The following is a 20,074-nucleotide window of genomic DNA, read 5'->3' as shown; positions in this document are numbered from 1 at the left end:
TCCGCCGCCGGGCCGTCCGCCCCCGGGGCGGCCCCTGCGGACCGGGACCCCGGCGCGGCACCCCGGCCCGGCCGGAAGGGGACGCCCGCGGTGCAGATCCGCGACGTCCACATCACCTACCGCATCCCGCGCGACCCGCGCGCCAACACCCTGCGCTACCGGCTGACCCGGCCCGCACAGCGGCGCCGGGAACTGGTCCGCGAGGTGCGGGCGCTGCGCGGCGTCAGCCTCGACGTGCCGCACGGCAGCGTCCTCGGCGTGGTCGGTGCCAACGGCGCCGGGAAGTCCACCCTCATGCGGGCCGTGGCGGGCATCCTGCCGCCGAGCGCGGGCGAGATCGAGGTCCACGGCCGCATCAGCACCCTGCTCGCGCTGGGCGTCGGCTTCAACGGCAACCTCAGCGGCCGCGAGAACGTGGTGCTGGGCGGACTGGCCGCCGGGCTGAGCCGCCGCCAGATCGCCGAGCGCTACGAGCGGATCGCCGCCTGGGCGGACCTCGGCGACTTCATCGACATGCCGATGAAGACCTACTCCTCCGGCATGTACGGGCGCCTCGCGTTCGCGGTCTCCACCCACATGGAGCCCGACGTGCTGCTCATCGACGAGGCGCTGTCGGCCGGCGACGCCAAGTTCAAGCGCAAGTCGTACGACAAGATCCGGGAGCTGGTGGACCAGGCCCGCACCATCCTCCTGGTCAGCCACGCCGTGGGCACCATCCGCGACCTGTGCGACGACTGCCTCTGGCTGCACCAGGGGCGGGTGATGATGCGCGGCGACCCGGAGGAGGTCACCGCCGCCTACATCCGCTTCCAGGACGTCGGCGAGGACGCGGTCGTCATGGAGGACGTCTGACCGGCCCCCGGCCGGGCGCCCCCGGTCCGCCCCGAGGACGGACCCGCCGGCCGGGCCCCGGGCCCCGGGCCCCACCCGGCCCCCACCCGGCCCCCACCCGGGCCCCACCCGGGCCCCGAGCCCCCACCCGAGCCCCGAGCCCCCACCCGAGCCCCGAGTCGGCGGTGCGAGCCATGACCCCTCCCACGCATCCCCCGCCCCCGGACGGCGCCCCCGCCGCCCTGCCCGCCCCGGTCGACGTCTCCGTGGTCACCAGCGGCCACCACGTCGCCGACGCCCGCCTGCACCGGCACTGCGCCGCCCTGCGCCGTGCCGGGCTCACGGTGGAGGTGCTGGCCCGCGGCACCGCCCGGGACGCGCCGCCGGGCGTCGACTTCCGGCCGATCCGCGCCGGCGGGCTGGCCCGCCGCGGCCTGCACGCCGCCCTGCTGCCGTCCCGCGCCCGCGGCCGGGTGCTGCTCACCCTCGACCCCGACCTGGTGCCCGCCGCCCGCCTGCACCGGGCCGTCCACCGTCCGCTGCCCGGCGGGCGCCGGCTGCTCGTGGTGGACGTCCACGAGGACTACCAGGCGCTGCTGCGCGACCGCCCCTGGGCGCGCGGCGCCGTCGGCGCGGCCGCCCGGGTGTGGGCGCTCGCCGCGACCCTGCTCAGCCGCGGCGCCGACCTCACCGTGGTCGCCGACGAGCACGTGCCGCCCCGCACCGCCGCCCGCCGCCTGGTCGTCCGCAACATGCCGGACGTCCGGCTGCTGCCCGCCCCGCAGCCCCCCGGCCCGGTCCCGCGGGCGCTGTACGTGGGGGACCTGCGCGGGAGCCGCGGCCTGTGGGCGATGCTCGCGGCCGTCGAGGCGGCGCCCGACTGGCACGTCGACCTGGTGGGCCCCGTCGCCCCCGCCGACCGCGACCGGCTCCTGCACTGGCAGCGGACCAGCCCGGCCGCCGGGCGGGTCCGGCTGCACGGCCGGATGCCGCCGCGGGCGGCCTGGCGGCTGGCCGAGGGGGCCTGGGCGGGGCTCGCCCTGCTGGAGCCGACGCGGGCCTTCGTCGACTCCGTGCCGTCGAAGGTCTACGAGTACCTGGCCTGCGGCCTGCCGGTGCTCAGCAGCCCGCTGCCGCGCGCGGCGGAGCTGGTCCGCTCCTGCGGTGCGGGCACCGTCGCCGACGGCCCGGAGCAGGCGGCCCGCATCCTGGCCGGCTGGTCGGGCGCGCACCGCGCCGCGTACGACCGCTGCCGCGCCGGCGCGCTGCGGTGGTCCGACGGGCACCGGCAGGCCGCGAGCCCCTACGACGAACTGGCCGCGGCGGTGGCGGGGCTGCTCGCCGCCGCCCGGCTCCACCCGCTGCCCGAACCGGCGGCGGCGGCGTGACCGGGCCCGGCCCCGGCCCGCCCGGGGCCTGCGACCGCGGCGCCCTCCCCCGGCTGCACGGCGCCGCGGCACACGACGACGCGGCACACGACGACCCGGCACACGACGACACGGCACACGACCACGCGGCACACGGACGCAAGCAGACGACACCACGGAGGTGGCCGCCATGCGCGGGAGAGACCGAGAGCTGATCCCTGCGGCGCCGGCCGGTGCCGCCCCGGCCCCGGCGGGCCGGCGATGAGCGCCCCGGCCGGGGCCGCCGGACGCCGCACCCTGCGGGCCGGCCTGATCGGCCTGGGCGCGATGGGCCGCAACCACGCCCGCGTGCTGCGCGGACTGGACGGCGTGGAGCTCGTCGCCGCGGTCGACCCCGCCGGCGACCGCACCGGCGCCGCCCGCGGCGTACCGGTCGTGCACACCGTCGCCGAGCTGGTCGCCCTGGGCGTCGACTACGCCGTGGTGGCCTGCCCCACCGCGCACCACGAGGCCGTGGGCCTGGAGCTGGCCGCCAACGGCGTCTGCGCGCTGATCGAGAAGCCGCTGGCGCACTCGGTGGCCGCCGCCGAACGGCTGGTGGACGCCTTCGAGGCGCGCGGCCTGGTCGCCGGCGTCGGCCACATCGAGCGGTTCAACCCCGCGCTGCAGTCGCTGCGGGCCCGGCTGGAGGCCGGCGAGCTGGGCGAGGTGTTCCAGGTGGTGACCCGCCGCCAGGGGCCCTTCCCGCACCGCATCGCCGACGTGGGCGTCGTCAAGGACCTCGCGACCCACGACATCGACCTCACCGCCTGGGTGACCGGCCAGGAGTACTGCTCGGTGGCGGCCCGCACGGTCTCCAAGAGCGGCCGTCCGCACGAGGACATGGTGGCCGTGGTCGGCGAGCTCTCCGACGGCACCGTCGTCAGCCACCTGGTCAACTGGCTGAGCCCGCTCAAGGAGCGGTTCACGGCGGTCACCGGCGCGCGCGGCTGCTTCGTCGCCGACACCCTCACCGCCGACCTCACCTTCTACGCCAACGGCGCGGTGACCACGGAGTGGGAGGCCCTGCGCGCCTTCCGCGGCGTGGCCGAGGGCGACATGGTCCGCTACGCGATCCCCAAGCGGGAGCCGCTGCTCGTGGAGCACGAGCGGTTCCGGGACGCGGTGGAGGGCAAGCCCGGCGACCTGGTGACGCTGCGGCAGGGGCTGCGCACGGTGCAGGTCTCGGCGGCGGTGCTGGAGTCGGCGCAGCGGCGGACGACCGTGGCGGTCCGGGCGCGGATCGCGGACGAACCCCAGCCCGAGCCCGCCTGAGCCGCCGGCCGGACCACCGCCCGGGGCACCGCCTGCGGCACCCCGGCCGACGGAGGCTCCGGCCGCCGTCGGCCCGCCGCGTCAGTCCCGCCCTGCCGCCGCCCGCTCCGTCAGCACCCGCGCCACCCGGCCCGCCGCCCGCCCGTCCCCGTACGGGGCGCCGCGCGGCGCCGCGGGGGCCGGGCGGGCGGCGGTGGCCGCCCAGGCGGCGGCGGTCAGCAGCTGCGGGTCCGGCACCAGGGCGTTCCAGCCGCCCTCCAGCGTCTCCGGCCACTCGGTCTCCGGACGCAGCGTGGTGCAGGGGCGGCCCAGCAGGTACGCCTCCTTCTGCAGGCCCCCGGAGTCGGTGACCACCCCGGCGGACCCGAGCACGGCGGCCACCAGGTCCGCGTACGGCAGCGGCCGGCCCACCCGGACGGCGCCGCGGGCCAGCTCCACGCCGTGCTCCCCGGCGCGGGCCAGCAGCCGGGGGTGCGCCAGCAGGGCGACGGGCAGCGGCAGGGCCGCGAGGGCGTCGGCGATCGCGGCGAGCCGCTTGGGGTCGTCGGTGTTCTCCGCCCGGTGCAGGGTCGCCAGCAGGTACGGCCGGTCCGCCGCCACGCCCTCGGGCAGCCGTGGCACCCGGCGCTCGGCCAGCGCGGCGTCGCGCACCCGCAGGCAGACGTCGACCATCACGTCGCCCACCAGCTCGGTGCGCTCCGCCAGGCCCTCGGCGGCCAGGTGCCGCACGGCCTCCTCGGTGGGGGCGAGCAGCAGGTCGGCGGCGTGGTCGGTCAGCACCCGGTTGTGCTCCTCGGGCATCCGCCGGTTGAACGACCGCAGGCCGGCCTCCAGGTGGGCGACCGGCAGGTGCTGCTTCACCGCCGCCACCGCCCCGGCCAGCGTGGAGTTGGTGTCGCCGTACACCAGCACCCAGTCGGGGCGCTCTGCCGCCAGGACGGGGTCCAGCGCGGCGAGGACCCCGCCGGTCTGCACGCCGTGGCTGCCCGAGCCGACGCCCAGGTGCACGTCGGGTGCGGGGATGCCGAGGCCGGTGAAGAAGACGTCCGACAGGTCGGCGTCGTAGTGCTGCCCGGTGTGGACGATGACGTGCCGCGCCCCGGCGGCGGTCAGCGCCTCCGCGACCGGGGCGAGCTTCACCAGCTGGGGCCGGGCCCCGACGACACTGAGGACCTTCACGGCGGGTTCCTCCTCCGGGCGGGAACGGGGGCGCGCCCCACAGGGGTGCGCTCCTCACGCTAGGCAGCGCCCGCGTGCACGCTCCCGGACCACGCCGGGCGGCCGCGGCCCGTCCCCCGTCTGCCGCCCCCCGGTACGCCGCTCCCCGCCCCCGCCCCCGCTCCCGCCCTCGCCTCCGCCCTCGCCTCCGCCCTCGCCTCCGCCCCAGGCCCCGTCCCCCGTCCGCCGCGCCCGGGAGGCCCGCCCGCCGGCCCGCGCCGACAATCGCAGGGGAGCGGGCCGCAGCCGGGGCCCCGGGCCTGCGGAGGGCAGCAGCCGTGCGGATCTGTGTGGTGGCGCTGGGCAAGATCGGTCTGCCGCTGGCGGTGCAGTTCGCCGCCAAGGGGCACCACGTGGTCGGTGCCGACGTCGACGAGCGGGTGGTGCGGCTGGTGGGGGAGGGGACGGTGCCCTTCCCCGGGGAGGCCGGGCTGGACGTCCGCCTCAAGGAGGCCGTCTCCGCCGGGCTCCTGCGGGCCACCACCGACACCGCCGCCGCGGTCGCGGAGGCCGAGGCCGTCGTCGTGGTGGTGCCGCTCTTCGTGGACGCCGCGGGCGAGCCGGACTTCGGCTGGATGGACGAGGCGACCTGTGCCGTCGCCGCCGGGCTGCGCCCCGGCACCCTGGTCAGCTACGAGACCACGCTCCCGGTGGGCACCACCCGCGGCCGCTGGGCGCCCCTGCTGGAGCAGGGCTCCGGCCTGACCGCCGGGCGGGACTTCGCGCTCGTCTTCAGCCCCGAGCGGGTCCTCACCGGCCGCGTCTTCGCCGACCTGCGCCGCTACCCCAAGCTGCTGGGCGGCGTCGACGCGGAGTCGGCCCGGCGCGGGGCGGAGTTCTACCGGGCCGTGCTCGACTTCGACGACCGCGACGACCTGCCGCGCCCCAACGGCGTGTGGGACCTCGGCTCCGCCGAGGCCGCCGAGCTGGCCAAGCTCGCCGAGACCACCTACCGCGACGTCAACATCGGCCTGGCCAACCAGTTCGCCCGCTACGCGGACACCGTCGGCGTGGACGTCACCCGGGTCGTCGAGGCGTGCAACACCCAGCCGTACAGCCACATCCACCAGCCCGGCGTCGCCGTCGGCGGCCACTGCATCCCGGTCTACCCGCGGATGTACCTGTGGAACGACCCGGCGGCGACCGTGGTCCGCGCCGCCCGCGAGGCCAACGAGGCCATGCCGGGCTACGCGGTGGACCTGCTGGAGCGGGAGTTCGGGCCGCTCACCGGGGCGGGCGTGCTGGTGCTGGGCGCCGCCTACCGGGGCGGGGTGAAGGAGACCGCGTTCTCCGGCGTCTTCCCGGTGGTGGCCGCGCTGCGGGCGCGCGGCGCGCAGCCGTACGTCTCCGATCCCCTCTACACCGCCGCCGAGCTGTCCGCGCTCGGCCTGCCGCCGCACGGGGGGCAGCCGGTGTCCGCAGCCGTGGTGCAGGCCGACCACGCCGACTACCGGGTGCTGTCCGCCGCGGACCTGCCCGGCGTGCGGGTGCTCGTGGACGGCCGGCGGGTCACCGACCCCGACCGCTGGCCCGGCGTGCGGCGGCTGGTGATCGGCGGCTGAGCCGCCCGGCACCCCCTCGGTCCCGGCGGGCGTCCACCGGGGTCTACCGTCTGTTCATCGCGGGGGACCGGCCGGAGTCCTCCCCGCCCGACGGGGGCGGGACGGCCCGGTGCCCCGGGGAGGGCGTGGCCGGTGCAGAACCTCACCCTGTCGTGGCAGACGGCGGGCGGCGCGTCCGCCGTGCTGCTCGCCGCCTCGTACGCGGTGCGGCGGGCGGCGGCCGTCCGGCCCGACGCACACCGGTCCGCCAAGGACCGGCCCGCCACGGACCGGTCCGCCAAGGACCGGCCCGCCACGGACCGGTCCGCCGCGGACCGGCCCGCGACGGGCCGCGCCCCGGCGGCCGCCGCGGTGCTGCGCGAGGCCGGCACCCTGCTGGCGCTCTTCGCCCTGTGGCAGCTGGCCGGCCACCTCTCGCTCATGGGCACCGACCACGCCCTGGACCGCGCCCGGCGGATCCACCGCGCCGAGCTGGCCCTCGGCCTGCCCGACGAGGCGTCCTGGCAGCGCGCCGTGCTGCCGCACCCCTGGCTGGTGAAGGCGGCGAACTACTACTACGCGGTCCTGCACTTCGGCGCGATGATCGCCCTCCTGCTCTGGGTCTTCCTGCGCCACCGGCGGCGCTACGCGTGGGTGCGCACCACGGTGGTCCTGGTCACCGCGGCCTGCCTGCTGGTGCAGTTCGTCCCGGTGGCGCCGCCGCGGATGCTGCCCGGCAGCGGCTTCGTGGACGTCGCCGTGCAGTACGGGCAGTCGGTGTACGGCGGGCCGGTGGGCGGCGTCGTCGCCGACGAGCTGTCCGCGATGCCGTCGGTGCACGTCGCCTGGTGCGTGCTGGTGGCGGTGGCGGTGGTGCGGATCTCCCGCAGCCGGTGGCGCTGGCTGGCGGTGCTGCACGCCGCCGCCACCGTGGCGGTGGTCGTGGTGACCGCCAACCACTTCTGGGCCGACGGCATCGTGGCGGTGGCGTTGCTGCTGCTCGCGTACGCGGTCCAGGCGGGCGCCGCCGCCCTGCTGCGCCCCCGGGCGGCCGGCGCGGTCCCGGGATCCGCACCGGGATCCGCACCGGGTCCCGGGCCGGGTCGCGCCGCCCCCGCCGCGGAGGCCGCACAGCAGCCGGTGGCCGGCCGGGGCTGAGCCGGACGGGCGGCCGGCCCGGTCCCGGGCGCCCGCCCGGCCCCGTGCCCCCGGACCCTCAGACCTGGCGCTGCGCCGGGATGCGCAGGGCCAGGATCGCCATGTCGTCGGAGGGCGGTTCGGCGGCGAACCGCTCCACCGCGCGCTGCACCCGGGCCGCCACCGCCCCCGCGGTCAGGCCGGTGCAGCCCGCCAGCACCTCCGCCAGGCCGTCGTCGCCCAGCATCCGGCCGCCCTCGCGCCGCTCGGTGACGCCGTCGGTGACGCAGAGCAGCACGTCGCCCGGGTCCAGGACGACGGTCTCCTCCGACAGCTCCAGGTCCTCCATCACGCCCAGCAGCGGCTGGGGCTCGGCGGCGGGCACCACCTCGCCGCCCGGCCGCAGCCGCAGCGGCAGCGGGTGCCCCGCGCAGACCAGCCGCAGCTCCACCGAGCCGTCCGGGCACGGCGTCATCTCCCCGTAGAGGAGGGTGAGGAAGCGGCTGCGGGAGCCCTCGTCGAGGATCGCCGCGTTCAGCCGCTGCAGCACCTCGGGCGCGGCCAGGCCCTCGCGGGCCAGCAGCCGCAGCGAGTGCCGGGCCAGGCCGGTCACGGACGCGGCCTCCGGCCCGGTGCCGCAGACGTCGCCGATGGCGAAGCCGTAGGTGCCCTCCCGGATGGGGAAGACGTCGTAGAAGTCGCCGCCGACCTCGTTGCCCTCGCCCGCCGCCCGGTAGATCACCTCGACCTCGACGCCGGGCACCGGCGGCAGCTCCGGCGGCAGCAGGCTGCGCTGCAGGGCCTGGCTGATGGCGGTGCGCTCCGAGTACAGGCGGGCGTTGTCCAGGGCCAGGGCGGCCCGCCGGGAGAGGTCCTCGGCGAGCTCCAGGATCTCCCGGCGGAAGCGCTCCTCCGCGGACCGGCCGAGCGCCAGCAGCCCGATGACCCGGTTGCGCGCCACCAGCGGCAGCACCACCGTCTCGCCGCCGACCGCCGCCGAGGTGGCCAGGGCGGTGCCGGGGCCGGCGGCCGGCTGCGCGGCGTCGCCCAGGCCCAGAGAGCGCAGCGAGGCGCGCAGGGCGGCGGCGTGGGCGGCCTCGGCGGGGGCCTTCCAGGGGCGGGCGCCGGGGCTGGGGTCCGGGTCCGGCGGCGGCACCTTCTCCAGCAGGGCCCGCAGGCCGTCGATCCGGTCCTCGTCCTCGTGCAGGACGAACGCCAGCTGCGGCGGCCCGGCCTGGTCGCCGGTGGTGTACACCGCGCACCACGCGGCCAGGGTGGGCACGGTCATCTGCGCCATCAGCGCCAGCGTCTGGTCCCGCTCCAGGGTGCCGGCCAGCAGGTCGGAGGCCTCCACCAGGAAGGAGAGCGAGCCGCGCCGCAGCCGCTCCAGCTCGGTGAGCCGGGCGCTCTCCACCGCCAGCGAGATGCGGTCGGCGGCGAACTGCAGGCGCAGCGCGTCGTCGTTGGTGTAGCGGGCGGGGGCCTGGGCGGCGACGCCCAGGGAACCGGTCAGCCGCCCCTCGACCTTCAGCGGGACGGTGACCACCGAGCGCATCCCGGTGCCCGTCAGCAGCGGCACCGCGCCGGGCTGCGCCGTGAGGTCGTCGTGGACGGCGGGCATCCGCGCCGAGCCGTACCGGCCGGTGCCGCCCTCCACCGGCACGCGCGCGAACCGCTGCCGCCCCGAGGGCAGCCCGGCGCTGGCCCGGACCTCCAGCTCGGTCTCGTCGTCGGTGGCGAGCAGCAGGTAGGAGGCGTCGCCGTCGAGCATGTCGCGGGCCCGCTCCACGGTGCGCTGCAGCAGCCCGTCGAGGTCGTCGGCCGACGGGCTGCCGAGCAGCGCGTCGAAGGCGTCGGCGGGCCGCCGGTCGCGGCCGTCGGCGCGGCCCGCCGCGCCGCCCTCGGCAGCGGGTGCCCGGAACGGCGACTGCAGCACCGCCCGGTCCTGCTCGCGGACCAGCAGGCAGACGGTGGAGGGGGCGCCCTCGGCGTCCCGCATCCGCAGGTGGGAGCCGTACACGCCGGTCACCCGGCCGTCGCCGCCGCGGATGCCGTAGCTGCCCTCCCAACGGGAGAGGGCCAGCGCCTCCTGGAGCCCCAGGCCGGTGCCCGGCGTCTGCGGCCAGGCCGCGTACTCCGCCAGCGGGTGCCCGGTGACCTGCGCGGCCGGCAGGTGGAAGAGGCCCTCGGCGTCGGCGTTCCAGGACCGCACGACCCCGTCGGCGTCCACCCGGACCACGCCGACCAGCACGCCGTCGCCGGCGGCCGGCAGCGCCCCCTCCGGCCCGGCGGGGGCGGCGAACCGGGTGCCCGCGCCGCGGGCGGGCAGCACCATGCGGAACCACACCAGCTTGTGGGTGGCGCTGTACTCCACGCCCCAGCGCGGCGCCAGCGCGGAGCAGAGGAGGAGGCCGCGGCCGCCCTCGCGCTCCGGGTCGCCGAGCCGCCCGCGCGACGGCTCGCCGACCGGGCCGACCCCGTCGAGCGGCAGCTCCCGCTCCGGGTAGCGGTCGGCGACCTCGATCCGCACCGCGTCGTCCTCGCGCAGGCAGGTCACCTCGGCGGCGGTCCCGGCGTGCACCACGGCGTTGGTGACCAGTTCGCTGGCGAGGACCACCGCGTCGTCCACCACGTCCGCGAACCCCCAGCCCTGGAGGGTGTCGCGGACGAAACCGCGGGCGGCGGCGACCGAGCGGCCGACCGGCTCGAAGGTGGCGGCTGCCCGCGCGGTGACCACTGCTCCCGGCTCCTCACGTCTCGTCGGCCGCCCTTCCACGGGGCGCCGCCCAGGCCGACAGGTTACTTTCCGCCGCTGCTCCCGTGTGGCTCCGTCGCCGAGGAAGGGCGGGGCGGACGGGACTTTTCGGGTCCGCGTCCGAACCGGTGCGGGGCCGGTCGAGAATGCGATACCCCGGGACCGGCCCCGTACAACCGTCCTCGTGCCCGTGTCCTCGCACACCCCGTGATGCAAGACTGGGGGGTCCGCGCACGGTGTCGGTGCTGTGCCTGCTCCAGCAGCCACATCGAGACCTGCCAGATCGACTACGCGGGAGGGACCCGTTGAGTTCGGGCGAATCGGCACCAGCCGGTACGACGGGGGGCGCGTCCCCCCGTGGCGGCACCAGGACCGCCGCGGCGGGCGGGGCGTCCCCCCGCAGACCGGTCCCCGCCGGCGGCGCCAGGGGGGCCGACGCCGCCAACCTGCGCAAGCTCCTCTCCGCGCTGACCGCGATGCGGGACGGGAACTTCCGCCGCCGGCTGACCGTGCCCGGCGACGGCGTCATGGCCGAGATCGCCGCGGTCTTCAACGAGGTCGCCGAACGCAACCAGCACCTCACCGGCGAGCTGGCGCGCGTGCGGCGGGTGGTCGGCCGCGAGGGGCGGCTCTCCGAGCGGCTGGAGGCGGGCGCCGGCGAGGGCGCCTGGGGCTCGGCGGTCGACAACTGCAACGCCCTGATCGACGACCTGGCCCGGCCGATGGCCGAGGTGGGGCGGGTGCTGGGCTCCATCGCCGAGGGCGACCTGGAGCAGCGCATGGAGCTGCGCTCGCTGGGGGCCGACGGCCTCACCCACCCGCTGCGCGGCGAGTTCCTGAAGATCGGCCGCACGGTGAACGGGCTGGTCGACCAGCTCTCGGAGTTCACCGACGAGGTCACCCGGGTCGCCATCGAGGTCGGCACCGAGGGCAAGCTCGGCGGCCAGGCTCGGGTCCGCGGCATGTCCGGCAGCTGGAAGGACCTCACCGACTCGGTCAACACCATGGCCGGGCGGCTGACCGCCCAGGTCCGCGACATCGCCCTGGTGACCACCGCGGTCGCCAAGGGGGACCTGTCCCGCAAGGTCACCGTCCACGTGGACGGCGAGATGCTGGAGCTGAAGAACACCGTCAACACGATGGTCGACCAGCTCTCCTCCTTCGGCGCCGAGGTGACCCGCGTCGCCCGCGAGGTCGGCACCGAGGGCCAGCTGGGCGGTCAGGCGCAGGTGCCGGGCGTCGCCGGCATCTGGAAGGACCTGACCGACAACGTCAACTTCATGGCGAACAACCTGACCGCCCAGGTCCGGGAGATCGCCCAGGTCACCACGGCCGTCGCCAACGGCGACCTCTCCCAGAAGATCACCGTCACGGCGCGCGGCGAGATCGCCCGCCTGGCGATGACCATCAACGCGATGACCGAGACGCTGCGGACCTTCGCCGCCGAGGTCAACCGGGTGGCGAGCGAGGTCGCCTCCGAGGGCCGCCTCGGCGGCCAGGCGATGGTGCCCGGCGCGGCGGGCGTGTGGAAGGACCTCACCGACTCGGTGAACAACGCCTTCCGGGACCTCACCGCGCAGGTCCGCGACATCGCCCAGGTGACCACCGCGGTCGCCTCCGGCGACCTGACGCAGAAGGTCACCGTCGACGTCTCCGGCGAGATGCTGGAGCTGAAGAACACCGTCAACACGATGGTCGACCAGCTCTCCGCCTTCGGCGGCGAGGTCACCCGCGTCGCCCGGGAGATCGGCGCCGAGGGCCGCCTCGGCGGCCAGGCGCAGGTGCCGGGCGTCGCCGGCACCTGGAAGGACCTCACCGACTCGGTGAACAACGCCTTCCGCAACCTCACCGGCCAGGTCCGCAACATCGCCCAGGTGACCACCGCGGTCGCCTCCGGCGACCTGTCGCAGAAGGTCACCGTCGACGTCTCCGGCGAGATGCTGGAGCTGAAGAACACCGTCAACACGATGGTCGACCAGCTCTCCGCCTTCGCCGCCCAGGTGACCCGGGTCGCGCGGGACGTGGGCGTGGAGGGCCGCCTCGGCGGCCAGGCGCGGGTGCCCGGCGTCGCCGGGGTGTGGCGCGACCTGACCGACTCGGTGAACTTCATGGCGAACAACCTCACCGACCAGGTCCGCAACATCGCCCAGGTGACCACGGCGGTGGCGCGCGGCGACCTGTCACAGAAGATCGAGGTGGACGCCCGGGGCGAGATCCTGGAGCTGAAGAACACCATCAACACGATGGTCGACCAGCTCTCCGCCTTCGCCGAGCAGGTGACGCGGGTGGCGCGCGAGGTGGGCACCGAGGGCATGCTGGGCGGCCAGGCGAGCGTGCCCGGCGTCGCCGGCACCTGGAAGGACCTGACCGACAACGTCAACTTCATGGCGAACAACCTCACCGGCCAGGTGCGGAACATCGCCCAGGTCGCGACCGCGGTGGCGCGCGGCGACCTGTCGCAGAAGATCGAGGTGGACGCCCGGGGCGAGATCCTGGAGCTGAAGACCACCATCAACACCATGGTCGACCAGCTCGGCGCCTTCGCGGACGAGGTGACCCGGGTCGCCCGCGAGGTGGGCACCGAGGGCCGCCTCGGCGGCCAGGCCCTGGTGCCGGGCGTCTCCGGCACCTGGAAGGACCTGACCGACAACGTCAACCTGATGGCGAACAACCTCACCGGCCAGGTGCGGAACATCGCCGAGGTGACCACGGCGGTGGCCCGCGGCGACGTCTCCAAGAAGATCACCGTGGACGCCCGGGGCGAGATCCTGGAGCTGGTCACCACCGTCAACACGATGGTCGACCAGCTCTCCGCCTTCGCGGACGAGGTGACGCGGGTGGCGCGCGAGGTGGGCACCGAGGGCATCCTCGGCGGCCAGGCCCGGGTGCGGGGCGTCTCCGGCATCTGGAAGGACCTCACCGACAACGTCAACTTCATGGCGTCCAACCTGACCAGCCAGGTCCGCAACATCGCCCAGGTCGCCACCGCCGTCGCCAACGGCGACCTGTCGAAGAAGATCACCATCGAGGCGCAGGGCGAGGTCGCCGCCCTCGCCGGCACCCTCAACACGATGGTCGACCAGCTCTCCGCCTTCGCCGTCGAGGTGACGCGGGTGGCGCGCGAGGTGGGCACCGAGGGCATCCTCGGCGGCCAGGCGAACGTCCCCGGCGTCGCCGGCATCTGGAAGGACCTCACCGAGAACGTCAACCTGATGGCGAACAACCTCACCGGCCAGGTGCGGAACATCGCCCTGGTCACCACCGCCGTCGCCAACGGCGACCTGTCGAAGAAGATCGACGTCGACGCCCGCGGCGAGATGCTGGAGCTCAAGACCACCCTCAACACCATGGTCGACCAGCTCTCCGCGTTCGGCGTCGAGGTGACGCGGGTGGCGCGCGAGGTGGGCGCCGAGGGCCGCCTCGGCGGCCAGGCCCGCGTCCCCGGCGTCGCCGGCACCTGGCAGGACCTCACCGAGTCGGTGAACGAGCTGGCCGGCAACCTCACCCGCCAGGTCCGGGCCATCGCCCAGGTCGCCACCGCGGTGACCCGCGGCGACCTCTCGCTGCGCATCGACGTGGACGCGTCCGGGGAGCTCGACGAGCTCAAGGACAACATCAACCAGATGATCGCCAACCTGCGCGAGACCACCCGCACCAACAAGGAGCAGGACTGGCTCAAGACCAACCTCGCGCGGATCTCCGGCCTGCTCCAGGGCCGCCGCGACCTGGAGGCGGTCGCCGCGCTCATCATGAGCGAGCTGACGCCGGTGGTCTCCGCCCAGCACGGCGCCTTCTTCCTCGCCCAGCCCGGCGGCCGCTCCGCCGCCCTGGTCACCGAGGACGACGACCAGAGCGACGTCGTGCTGCGCCTGATCGGCTCCTACGGCTACCAGCGCCGCGCGATGCCCACCCACTTCCGGCTCGGCGAGTCGCTGATCGGCCAGGCCGCGGTCGAGAAGCGGCCGGTCATGCTCCGGGACGCCCCGCCCGGGTACCTCAAGATCGCCTCCGGTCTCGGCGAGGCCTCGCCGGCCCACGTGATCGTGCTGCCGGTGATGTTCGAGGGCCGGGTGCTCGGGGTGATCGAGCTGGCCTCGTTCAGCTCCTTCACCAGCGTCGTGCTGGACTTCCTGGAGCAGATCGCCGAGATGATCGGCGTCACCGTCAACAACATCAGCGTCAACACCAAGACCGAGGGCCTGCTGCTGGAGTCGCAGCGCCTCACCGCCGAGCTCTCCATGCGCTCCGCCGAGCTGGAGGCGCGCCAGGAGGAGCTGGAGCACACCAACGAGGAGCTGCAGGAGAAGGCCGAGCAGCTGGCCCAGCAGAACCGCGACATCGAGATCAAGAACAGCGAGATCGAGGAGGCCCGCCAGGTCCTGGAGGAGCGCGCCGAGCAGCTGGCGCTGGCCTCCCGGTACAAGAGCGAGTTCCTGGCCAACATGTCGCACGAGCTGCGGACCCCGCTCAACTCGCTGCTCATCCTCGCCAAGCTCCTCGCCGACAACAACGAGGGCAACCTCTCGCCCAAGCAGGTGGAGTTCTCCGAGACCATCCACGGCGCCGGCACCGACCTGCTCCAGCTGATCAACGACATCCTGGACCTGTCCAAGGTCGAGGCGGGCAAGATGGAGGTCCGCCCCTCGCGGATCGCCCTGGTCCAGCTCGTCGACTACGTGGAGGCCGCCTTCCGGCCGCTCACCGCCGACAAGGGCCTGGACTTCGCCGTCCGGGTCTCCCCGGACCTGCCCGTCACCCTCCACACCGACGAGCAGCGGCTCCAGCAGGTGCTGCGCAACCTGCTCTCCAACGCGGTGAAGTTCACCGACGGCGGTGCGGTGGAGCTGCTGATCCGCCCCGCGGGCGACGACGTGCCCGCGTACGTGCGCGAGCAGCTGCTGGAGGCCGGGGCGATCGCCGGGCCCGAGGAGCCGCTGGTCGCCTTCTCGGTGACGGACACGGGCATCGGCATCCCCAGCAACAAGCTCCGGGAGATCTTCGAGCCCTTCCGGCAGGCCGACGGCACCACCAGCCGCAAGTACGGCGGCACGGGGCTCGGCCTGTCCATCAGCCGGGAGATCGCCCGGCTGCTGGGCGGCGAGATCCACGCCGAGAGCGAGCTGGGCCGCGGCTCCACCTTCACCCTCTACCTGCCGCTGCGCGCCGACGAGCCGGACGCCGAGCGCCGCGGCGGCGAGCCGTACCCGGCGGAGGCCGCCCGGTCCGGGCACGACGCTGCGGCCGGCAGCCCGGCGGAGCACTGGGCGCAGGAGGTCCGGGAGCTGGCCGAGGAGCGGCGGCGCGGGACGGCGGCCGACCGCCGCCGGGCGGCCGCGCAGCGCGACGCGGCGCACCGCGACGCCGGGCACCGGGCGGGGCCGCCGCCGGCCGCCGCGCCGGAGCCCCCGGCGCCGCCCGCCCCCCGCGCGCTCCCGCGCGCCGTCGCGTTCCCCGGCCGGGGCGCCGCCGCCGCGGACGACCGGGCCGGGGAGGGGCAGCCCTTCCAGGGCCGCTTCGAGGGGGAGAAGGTGCTGATCGTCGACGACGACATCCGCAACGTCTTCGCCCTCACCAGCGTGCTGGAGCAGTACGGCCTGACCGTGCTCTACGCGGAGAACGGCCGGGAGGGCATCGAGGTCCTGGAGCAGCACGACGACGTCGCGCTGGTGCTCATGGACATCATGATGCCGGAGATGGACGGCTACGCCACGACCGAGGCGATCCGCAGCATGCCGCAGTTCGCCGGACTGCCCATCATCGCCCTCACCGCCAAGGCGATGAAGGGCGACCGGGAGAAGAGCATCGAGGCGGGCGCCTCCGACCACGTCACCAAGCCCGTGGACACCGACCACCTGCTGGGGGTGATGGACCACTGGCTGCGGGCGCGCGGACGGTAGCCCCGGCGCCGCCCGCCGCGCCCCGCCGCGCCCCGGGCCGCGCCGTCACCCGAACGCGTGGTGGCCCCCCGGGACGGGAACCGGGTAGGGTCGCTCGGCGTTGCCAGGAGGGGCCGGGGGATCCGGTGGCAGGTCGCGTGCCGCGAGACGTCGTCGCGGCGGGCGGCGACGTGCTGTGGCCGACGAAAAGGTGCGACTACCATGACCGGCACGAGGGCAGGCGGCGCACAGGTGTCGCCCGTGGGGGCGGCGACCGGGGCACTCCCGGGGCGAGGAGGACGGGCCATGGTGCAGAAGGCCAAGATCCTCCTGGTCGATGACCGGCCGGAGAATCTGCTGGCGCTGGAGGCGATCCTCTCCGCGCTCGACCAGACCCTGGTGCGGGCATCGTCCGGGGAGGAGGCGCTCAAGGCGCTGCTGACGGACGACTTCGCGGTCATCCTGCTGGACGTGCAGATGCCCGGCATGGACGGCTTCGAGACCGCCGCCCACATCAAGCGCCGCGAGCGCACCCGCGACATCCCGATCATCTTCCTCACCGCCATCAACCACGGCCCCCACCACACCTTCCGGGGCTACGCGGCCGGCGCGGTGGACTACATCTCCAAGCCGTTCGACCCGTGGGTGCTGCGGGCCAAGGTCTCCGTCTTCGTCGAGCTGTACATGAAGAACTGCCAGCTCAAGGAGCAGGCGGCGCTGCTGCGCCTGCAGCTGGAGTCGGGGCAGGCGGCGGGCGCCGACGAGGCCGAGCGCAAGGAGCCCCCGGTCAGCGGCGGGCTGCTCGCCGAACTGTCCGCCCGGCTGGCGGCCGTGGAGGAGCAGGCCGAGGCGCTCACCAAGCAGCTCGACGGGTCCGCCGACACCGCCGCCGCCGCGACCGCCGCCCACCTCGAGCGGAAGGTCGCCGGGCTGCGGCGGGCCCTGGACGCCCTGGAGCCCGGCGCGGGCGGCGTCGGCGGCGCCTTCCCCGGCTAGGGCCGCCCGGCCCGCCGCCGTCCGGGGTCCTGCCGTCCGGCACCGGCGTCCTCCGCAGGTGTGCCGGGGAAGGGCGGCCCGGACGGGATTGCCGGGACGGGCAGGTGACGGGCGCTCGGGTGACGGCCGTTCGGGTGGACCGCCGCGTCCCGCCCCGGCCGCGACACGCCCCCCGGGGCCGCGTCCGGCCGCATGTCCCCCGGGTGGCGGCGCCGGTACCCTCTGACCATGGCCACACGTACGTCCGGAAGTGCCCCGCGCACGCCGCCCTCGGGGCCGTCGAAGAAGGGCGCCTCCGGAGCGGCCGGCAAGGGGGCCGCCAAGCCCGCGGCCGCCAGGCCCGCGGCCCGCAGGGCCCCCGCGAGGAAGGCCGCCCCGCCGCCACCGCCGCCCCGGCCCGTGCTCTTCCGGGCCGTGCGCGCCTGCTGGCTGGGCCTCGCGCACGCCGTCGGCGCCGTCTTCCGAGGCTTCGGCGACGGCGCCAAGGGCCTGGACCCCGCCCACCGCCGCGACGGCCTCGGACTGCTGCTCCTCGCCCTGGCCCTGGTGACCGCCGCCGGCACCTGGTTCACCCCCCAGGGCTGGCTGGGCGTCGCCGCCACCGCCGTGGTCAGCGGCGCCTTCGGCCGCCTGGACGTCCTGGTGGCCCTGCCGCTCGCCGGGATCGCCTGGCGCCTGCTGCGCCACCCCGAGCGCCCGGAGGCCAACGGCCGGATCGTCATCGGCCTGGGCGCGCTGACCGTCGGCGTCCTGGGCCTGGTCCACATCGGCTGCGGGGCGCCCGGCATGCAGACCGGCGCCACCCGCATCCGGCAGGCCGGCGGCATCGTCGGCTGGGCCGCCTCCCGCCCGATGATGGCGGCCGCCGGACCGGCCCTCGCCGTGCCGCTGCTCCTCCTCCTGGCCTTCTTCGGCCTGCTGGTGGTCACCGCCACCCCGGTCAACCGGATCCCCGAACGGCTGCGGCTGCTGGGCCACCGCCTCGGCGTCGTGGAGCGGCCCCCGTCCGCGGACGCCGCCGCACCGGGCGCGGCCGACCGGGAGCACTCCACCGAGCCCCCCGAGGACGCCGACTACACCGCCCTGCCCTACACGCTGGAGAAGGACGGCGGCGACCCGCCGGCCAAGCGCCGCCGCCCGCGCCGCAGGCAGGCCGAGCCGCTGCCCGAGCCCGCCGACGACGGCCTCTTCGCCACCCGCGACGTGGCGCGCGGGGTCGCGGCCGACCTGCAGGGCGCCGTGGAGTTCGGCGTGCCCGGCTCCTCCACCCTGGCGGGCATGGTGCCCCGCGTGGTCGACCGCACCGCCCCGCCCGAGGAGCCCGTCCTCCCGGCCGCCCGCAGCGGCTCCGGCCCCCACGCCCCCGGCGGGCCGGACGCCCCCGACGGCCACGGCCCGGCCCCCGTCCGCATGGAGCAGCTGCAGCTCTCCGGGGACGTCACCTATGCGCTGCCCTCCCTGGACCTGCTGGAGCGCGGCGGCCCGGGCAAGGCCCGCAGCCAGGCCAACGACGACGTGGTGGCCCAGCTCACCGGCGTCTTCGCCGAGTTCAAGGTGGACGCGGCCGTCACCGGCTTCACGCGCGGCCCGACGGTCACCCGCTACGAGGTGGAGCTCGGCCAGGCCGTCAAGGTGGAGCGGATCACCGCCCTCGCCAAGAACATCGCCTACGCGGTCGCCAGCCCGGACGTGCGGATCATCAGCCCGATCCCCGGCCGGTCCGCCGTCGGCATCGAGATCCCCAACCGCGACCGCGAGATGGTCAACCTCGGCGACCTGCTGCGCTCCCGCGCCGCCGCCGAGGACGGCCACCCGATGCTGGTCGGCATGGGCAAGGACGTGGAGGGCCACACCGTGGTCGCCAACCTCGCCAAGATGCCGCACATCCTGGTCGCCGGCGCCACCGGCGCGGGCAAGTCCTCGTGCATCAACTGCCTCATCACCTCGATCCTGGCCCGCGCCACCCCCGACGAGGTGCGGATGGTGCTGGTCGACCCCAAGCGGGTCGAGCTCACCGCGTACGAGGGCATCCCGCACCTGGTCACGCCGATCATCACCAACCCCAAGAAGGCCGCCGAGGCGCTGCAGTGGGTCGTCCGCGAGATGGACCTGCGCTACGACGACCTGGCCGCCTACGGCTTCCGCCACGTCGACGACTTCAACGCGGCGGTGCGCGCGGGCAGGGTGCAGCCCCCGGCCGGCAGCGAGCGGGAGCTGGCGCCCTACCCGTACCTGCTGGTGATCGTCGACGAGCTGGCCGACCTCATGATGGTGGCCCCGCGCGACGTCGAGGACTCCGTGGTGCGGATCACCCAGCTCGCCCGCGCCGCCGGCATCCACCTCGTGCTGGCCACCCAGCGGCCCTCGGTCGACGTGGTGACCGGGCTCATCAAGGCCAACGTCCCCTCCCGGCTCGCCTTCGCCACCTCCTCGCTCGCCGACTCCCGGGTCATCCTGGACCAGCCCGGCGCGGAGAAGCTGATCGGCAAGGGCGACGCGCTCTTCCTGCCGATGGGCGCGGGCAAGCCGGTCCGCATGCAGGGCGCCTTCGTCACCGAGGCCGAGGTCGCCGCGGTGGTGAAGCACTGCAAGGAGCAGCTGACGCCCTCCTACCGCGAGGACATCACCGTCGGGTCCGGCCAGAAGAAGGAGATCGACGAGGAGATCGGCGACGACCTCGACCTGCTCTGCCAGGCCGCCGAGCTGGTGGTCTCCACCCAGTTCGGGTCGACCTCGATGCTCCAGCGCAAGCTGCGTGTGGGATTCGCCAAGGCGGGAAGGCTGATGGACCTGATGGAGTCGCGCGGGATCGTCGGCCCGAGCGAGGGGTCGAAGGCCCGCGACGTCCTCGTCAAACCGGACGAGCTGGACGGCGTCCTCGTCGAACTCCGGGGGTGACCTCCCGGTCCCGGACTCGTTCGGGAGGTGGGGAACCGATCGGCGTGCCGCTGCGTCCACGCGGGCAGGGGCCGTGCGGACGCCGGTCCGCACACGCGGCCGGCGCGGCCGGGACCGGGCGACCGGTCCGGGTACGGGCCG

Annotated in this window: 10 protein-coding genes; 8 read left to right on the top strand and 2 right to left on the bottom strand. The window is 75.7% G+C overall.

Features of this window, described 5'->3' with window-relative positions; genetic code table 11:
* Positions 1-90: 90 nt before the first annotated feature.
* The 3 genes from LO771_RS20545 to LO771_RS20535 all read left to right on the top strand — a co-directional run bounded on the left by LO771_RS20545 (position 91) and on the right by LO771_RS20535 (position 3,512).
* Positions 91-852 carry an ABC transporter ATP-binding protein gene (locus tag LO771_RS20545; RefSeq protein WP_230654575.1) on the top strand — a complete coding sequence of 254 codons (762 nt, stop codon included), beginning with the start codon at positions 91-93 and terminating at the stop codon, positions 850-852.
* Positions 853-1,025: 173 nt separating this feature from the next.
* Entirely contained in the window at positions 1,026-2,219 is a 1,194-nt protein-coding gene (locus LO771_RS20540) for a glycosyltransferase (protein WP_230654573.1), read from the top strand.
* Between the two features lie 240 nt (positions 2,220-2,459).
* Entirely contained in the window at positions 2,460-3,512 is a 1,053-nt protein-coding gene (locus tag LO771_RS20535; protein WP_230654571.1) for a Gfo/Idh/MocA family protein, read from the top strand.
* Positions 3,513-3,593: 81 nt separating this feature from the next.
* Here the strand turns inward: LO771_RS20535 and wecB are convergent, their stop codons facing one another.
* Positions 3,594-4,691, bottom strand: coding sequence for a non-hydrolyzing UDP-N-acetylglucosamine 2-epimerase (gene wecB, locus LO771_RS20530; protein ID WP_230654569.1), 1,098 nt, complete (start codon positions 4,689-4,691; stop codon positions 3,594-3,596).
* Between the two features lie 317 nt (positions 4,692-5,008).
* On the opposite strand from wecB, the gene LO771_RS20525 reads away from it, so the two are divergent.
* Together LO771_RS20525 and LO771_RS20520 are read left to right on the top strand one after the other, a co-directional pair.
* On the top strand, positions 5,009-6,292 hold the full coding sequence (locus LO771_RS20525; RefSeq protein ID WP_230654567.1) for a nucleotide sugar dehydrogenase: 1,284 nt from the start codon (positions 5,009-5,011) through the stop codon (positions 6,290-6,292).
* 132 nt (positions 6,293-6,424) lie between these two features.
* Positions 6,425-7,429 (top strand): phosphatase PAP2 family protein, encoded by a 1,005-nt coding sequence (locus tag LO771_RS20520; protein ID WP_230654565.1) that lies wholly within the window; start codon positions 6,425-6,427, stop codon positions 7,427-7,429.
* Between the two features lie 58 nt (positions 7,430-7,487).
* On the opposite strand, the gene LO771_RS20515 is transcribed toward LO771_RS20520, so the two are convergent.
* Entirely contained in the window at positions 7,488-10,145 is a 2,658-nt protein-coding gene (locus LO771_RS20515; RefSeq protein ID WP_230654563.1) for a SpoIIE family protein phosphatase, read from the bottom strand.
* Positions 10,146-10,639: 494 nt separating this feature from the next.
* Between LO771_RS20515 and LO771_RS20510 the strand changes: the two genes are divergently transcribed.
* The 3 genes from LO771_RS20510 (at position 10,640) to LO771_RS20500 (ending at position 19,933) form a co-directional block, all read left to right on the top strand.
* Positions 10,640-16,060, top strand: a complete 5,421-nt coding sequence (locus LO771_RS20510) for a HAMP domain-containing protein (RefSeq protein ID WP_230654597.1) — start codon at positions 10,640-10,642, stop codon at positions 16,058-16,060.
* 285 nt (positions 16,061-16,345) lie between these two features.
* Entirely contained in the window at positions 16,346-17,035 is a 690-nt protein-coding gene (locus LO771_RS20505) for a two-component system response regulator (protein WP_230654561.1), read from the top strand.
* A gap of 228 nt (positions 17,036-17,263) precedes the next feature.
* Positions 17,264-19,933 carry a DNA translocase FtsK gene (locus tag LO771_RS20500; RefSeq protein ID WP_230654559.1) on the top strand — a complete coding sequence of 890 codons (2,670 nt, stop codon included), beginning with the start codon at positions 17,264-17,266 and terminating at the stop codon, positions 19,931-19,933.
* Positions 19,934-20,074: the final 141 nt, after the last annotated feature.

Source organism: Streptacidiphilus sp. ASG 303 (assembly GCF_020991365.1).
GTDB lineage: Bacteria > Actinomycetota > Actinomycetes > Streptomycetales > Streptomycetaceae > Peterkaempfera.
The sequence above is the reverse complement of the archived record's forward strand: the minus strand, read 5'-3'. Positions and strand labels throughout refer to the sequence as shown.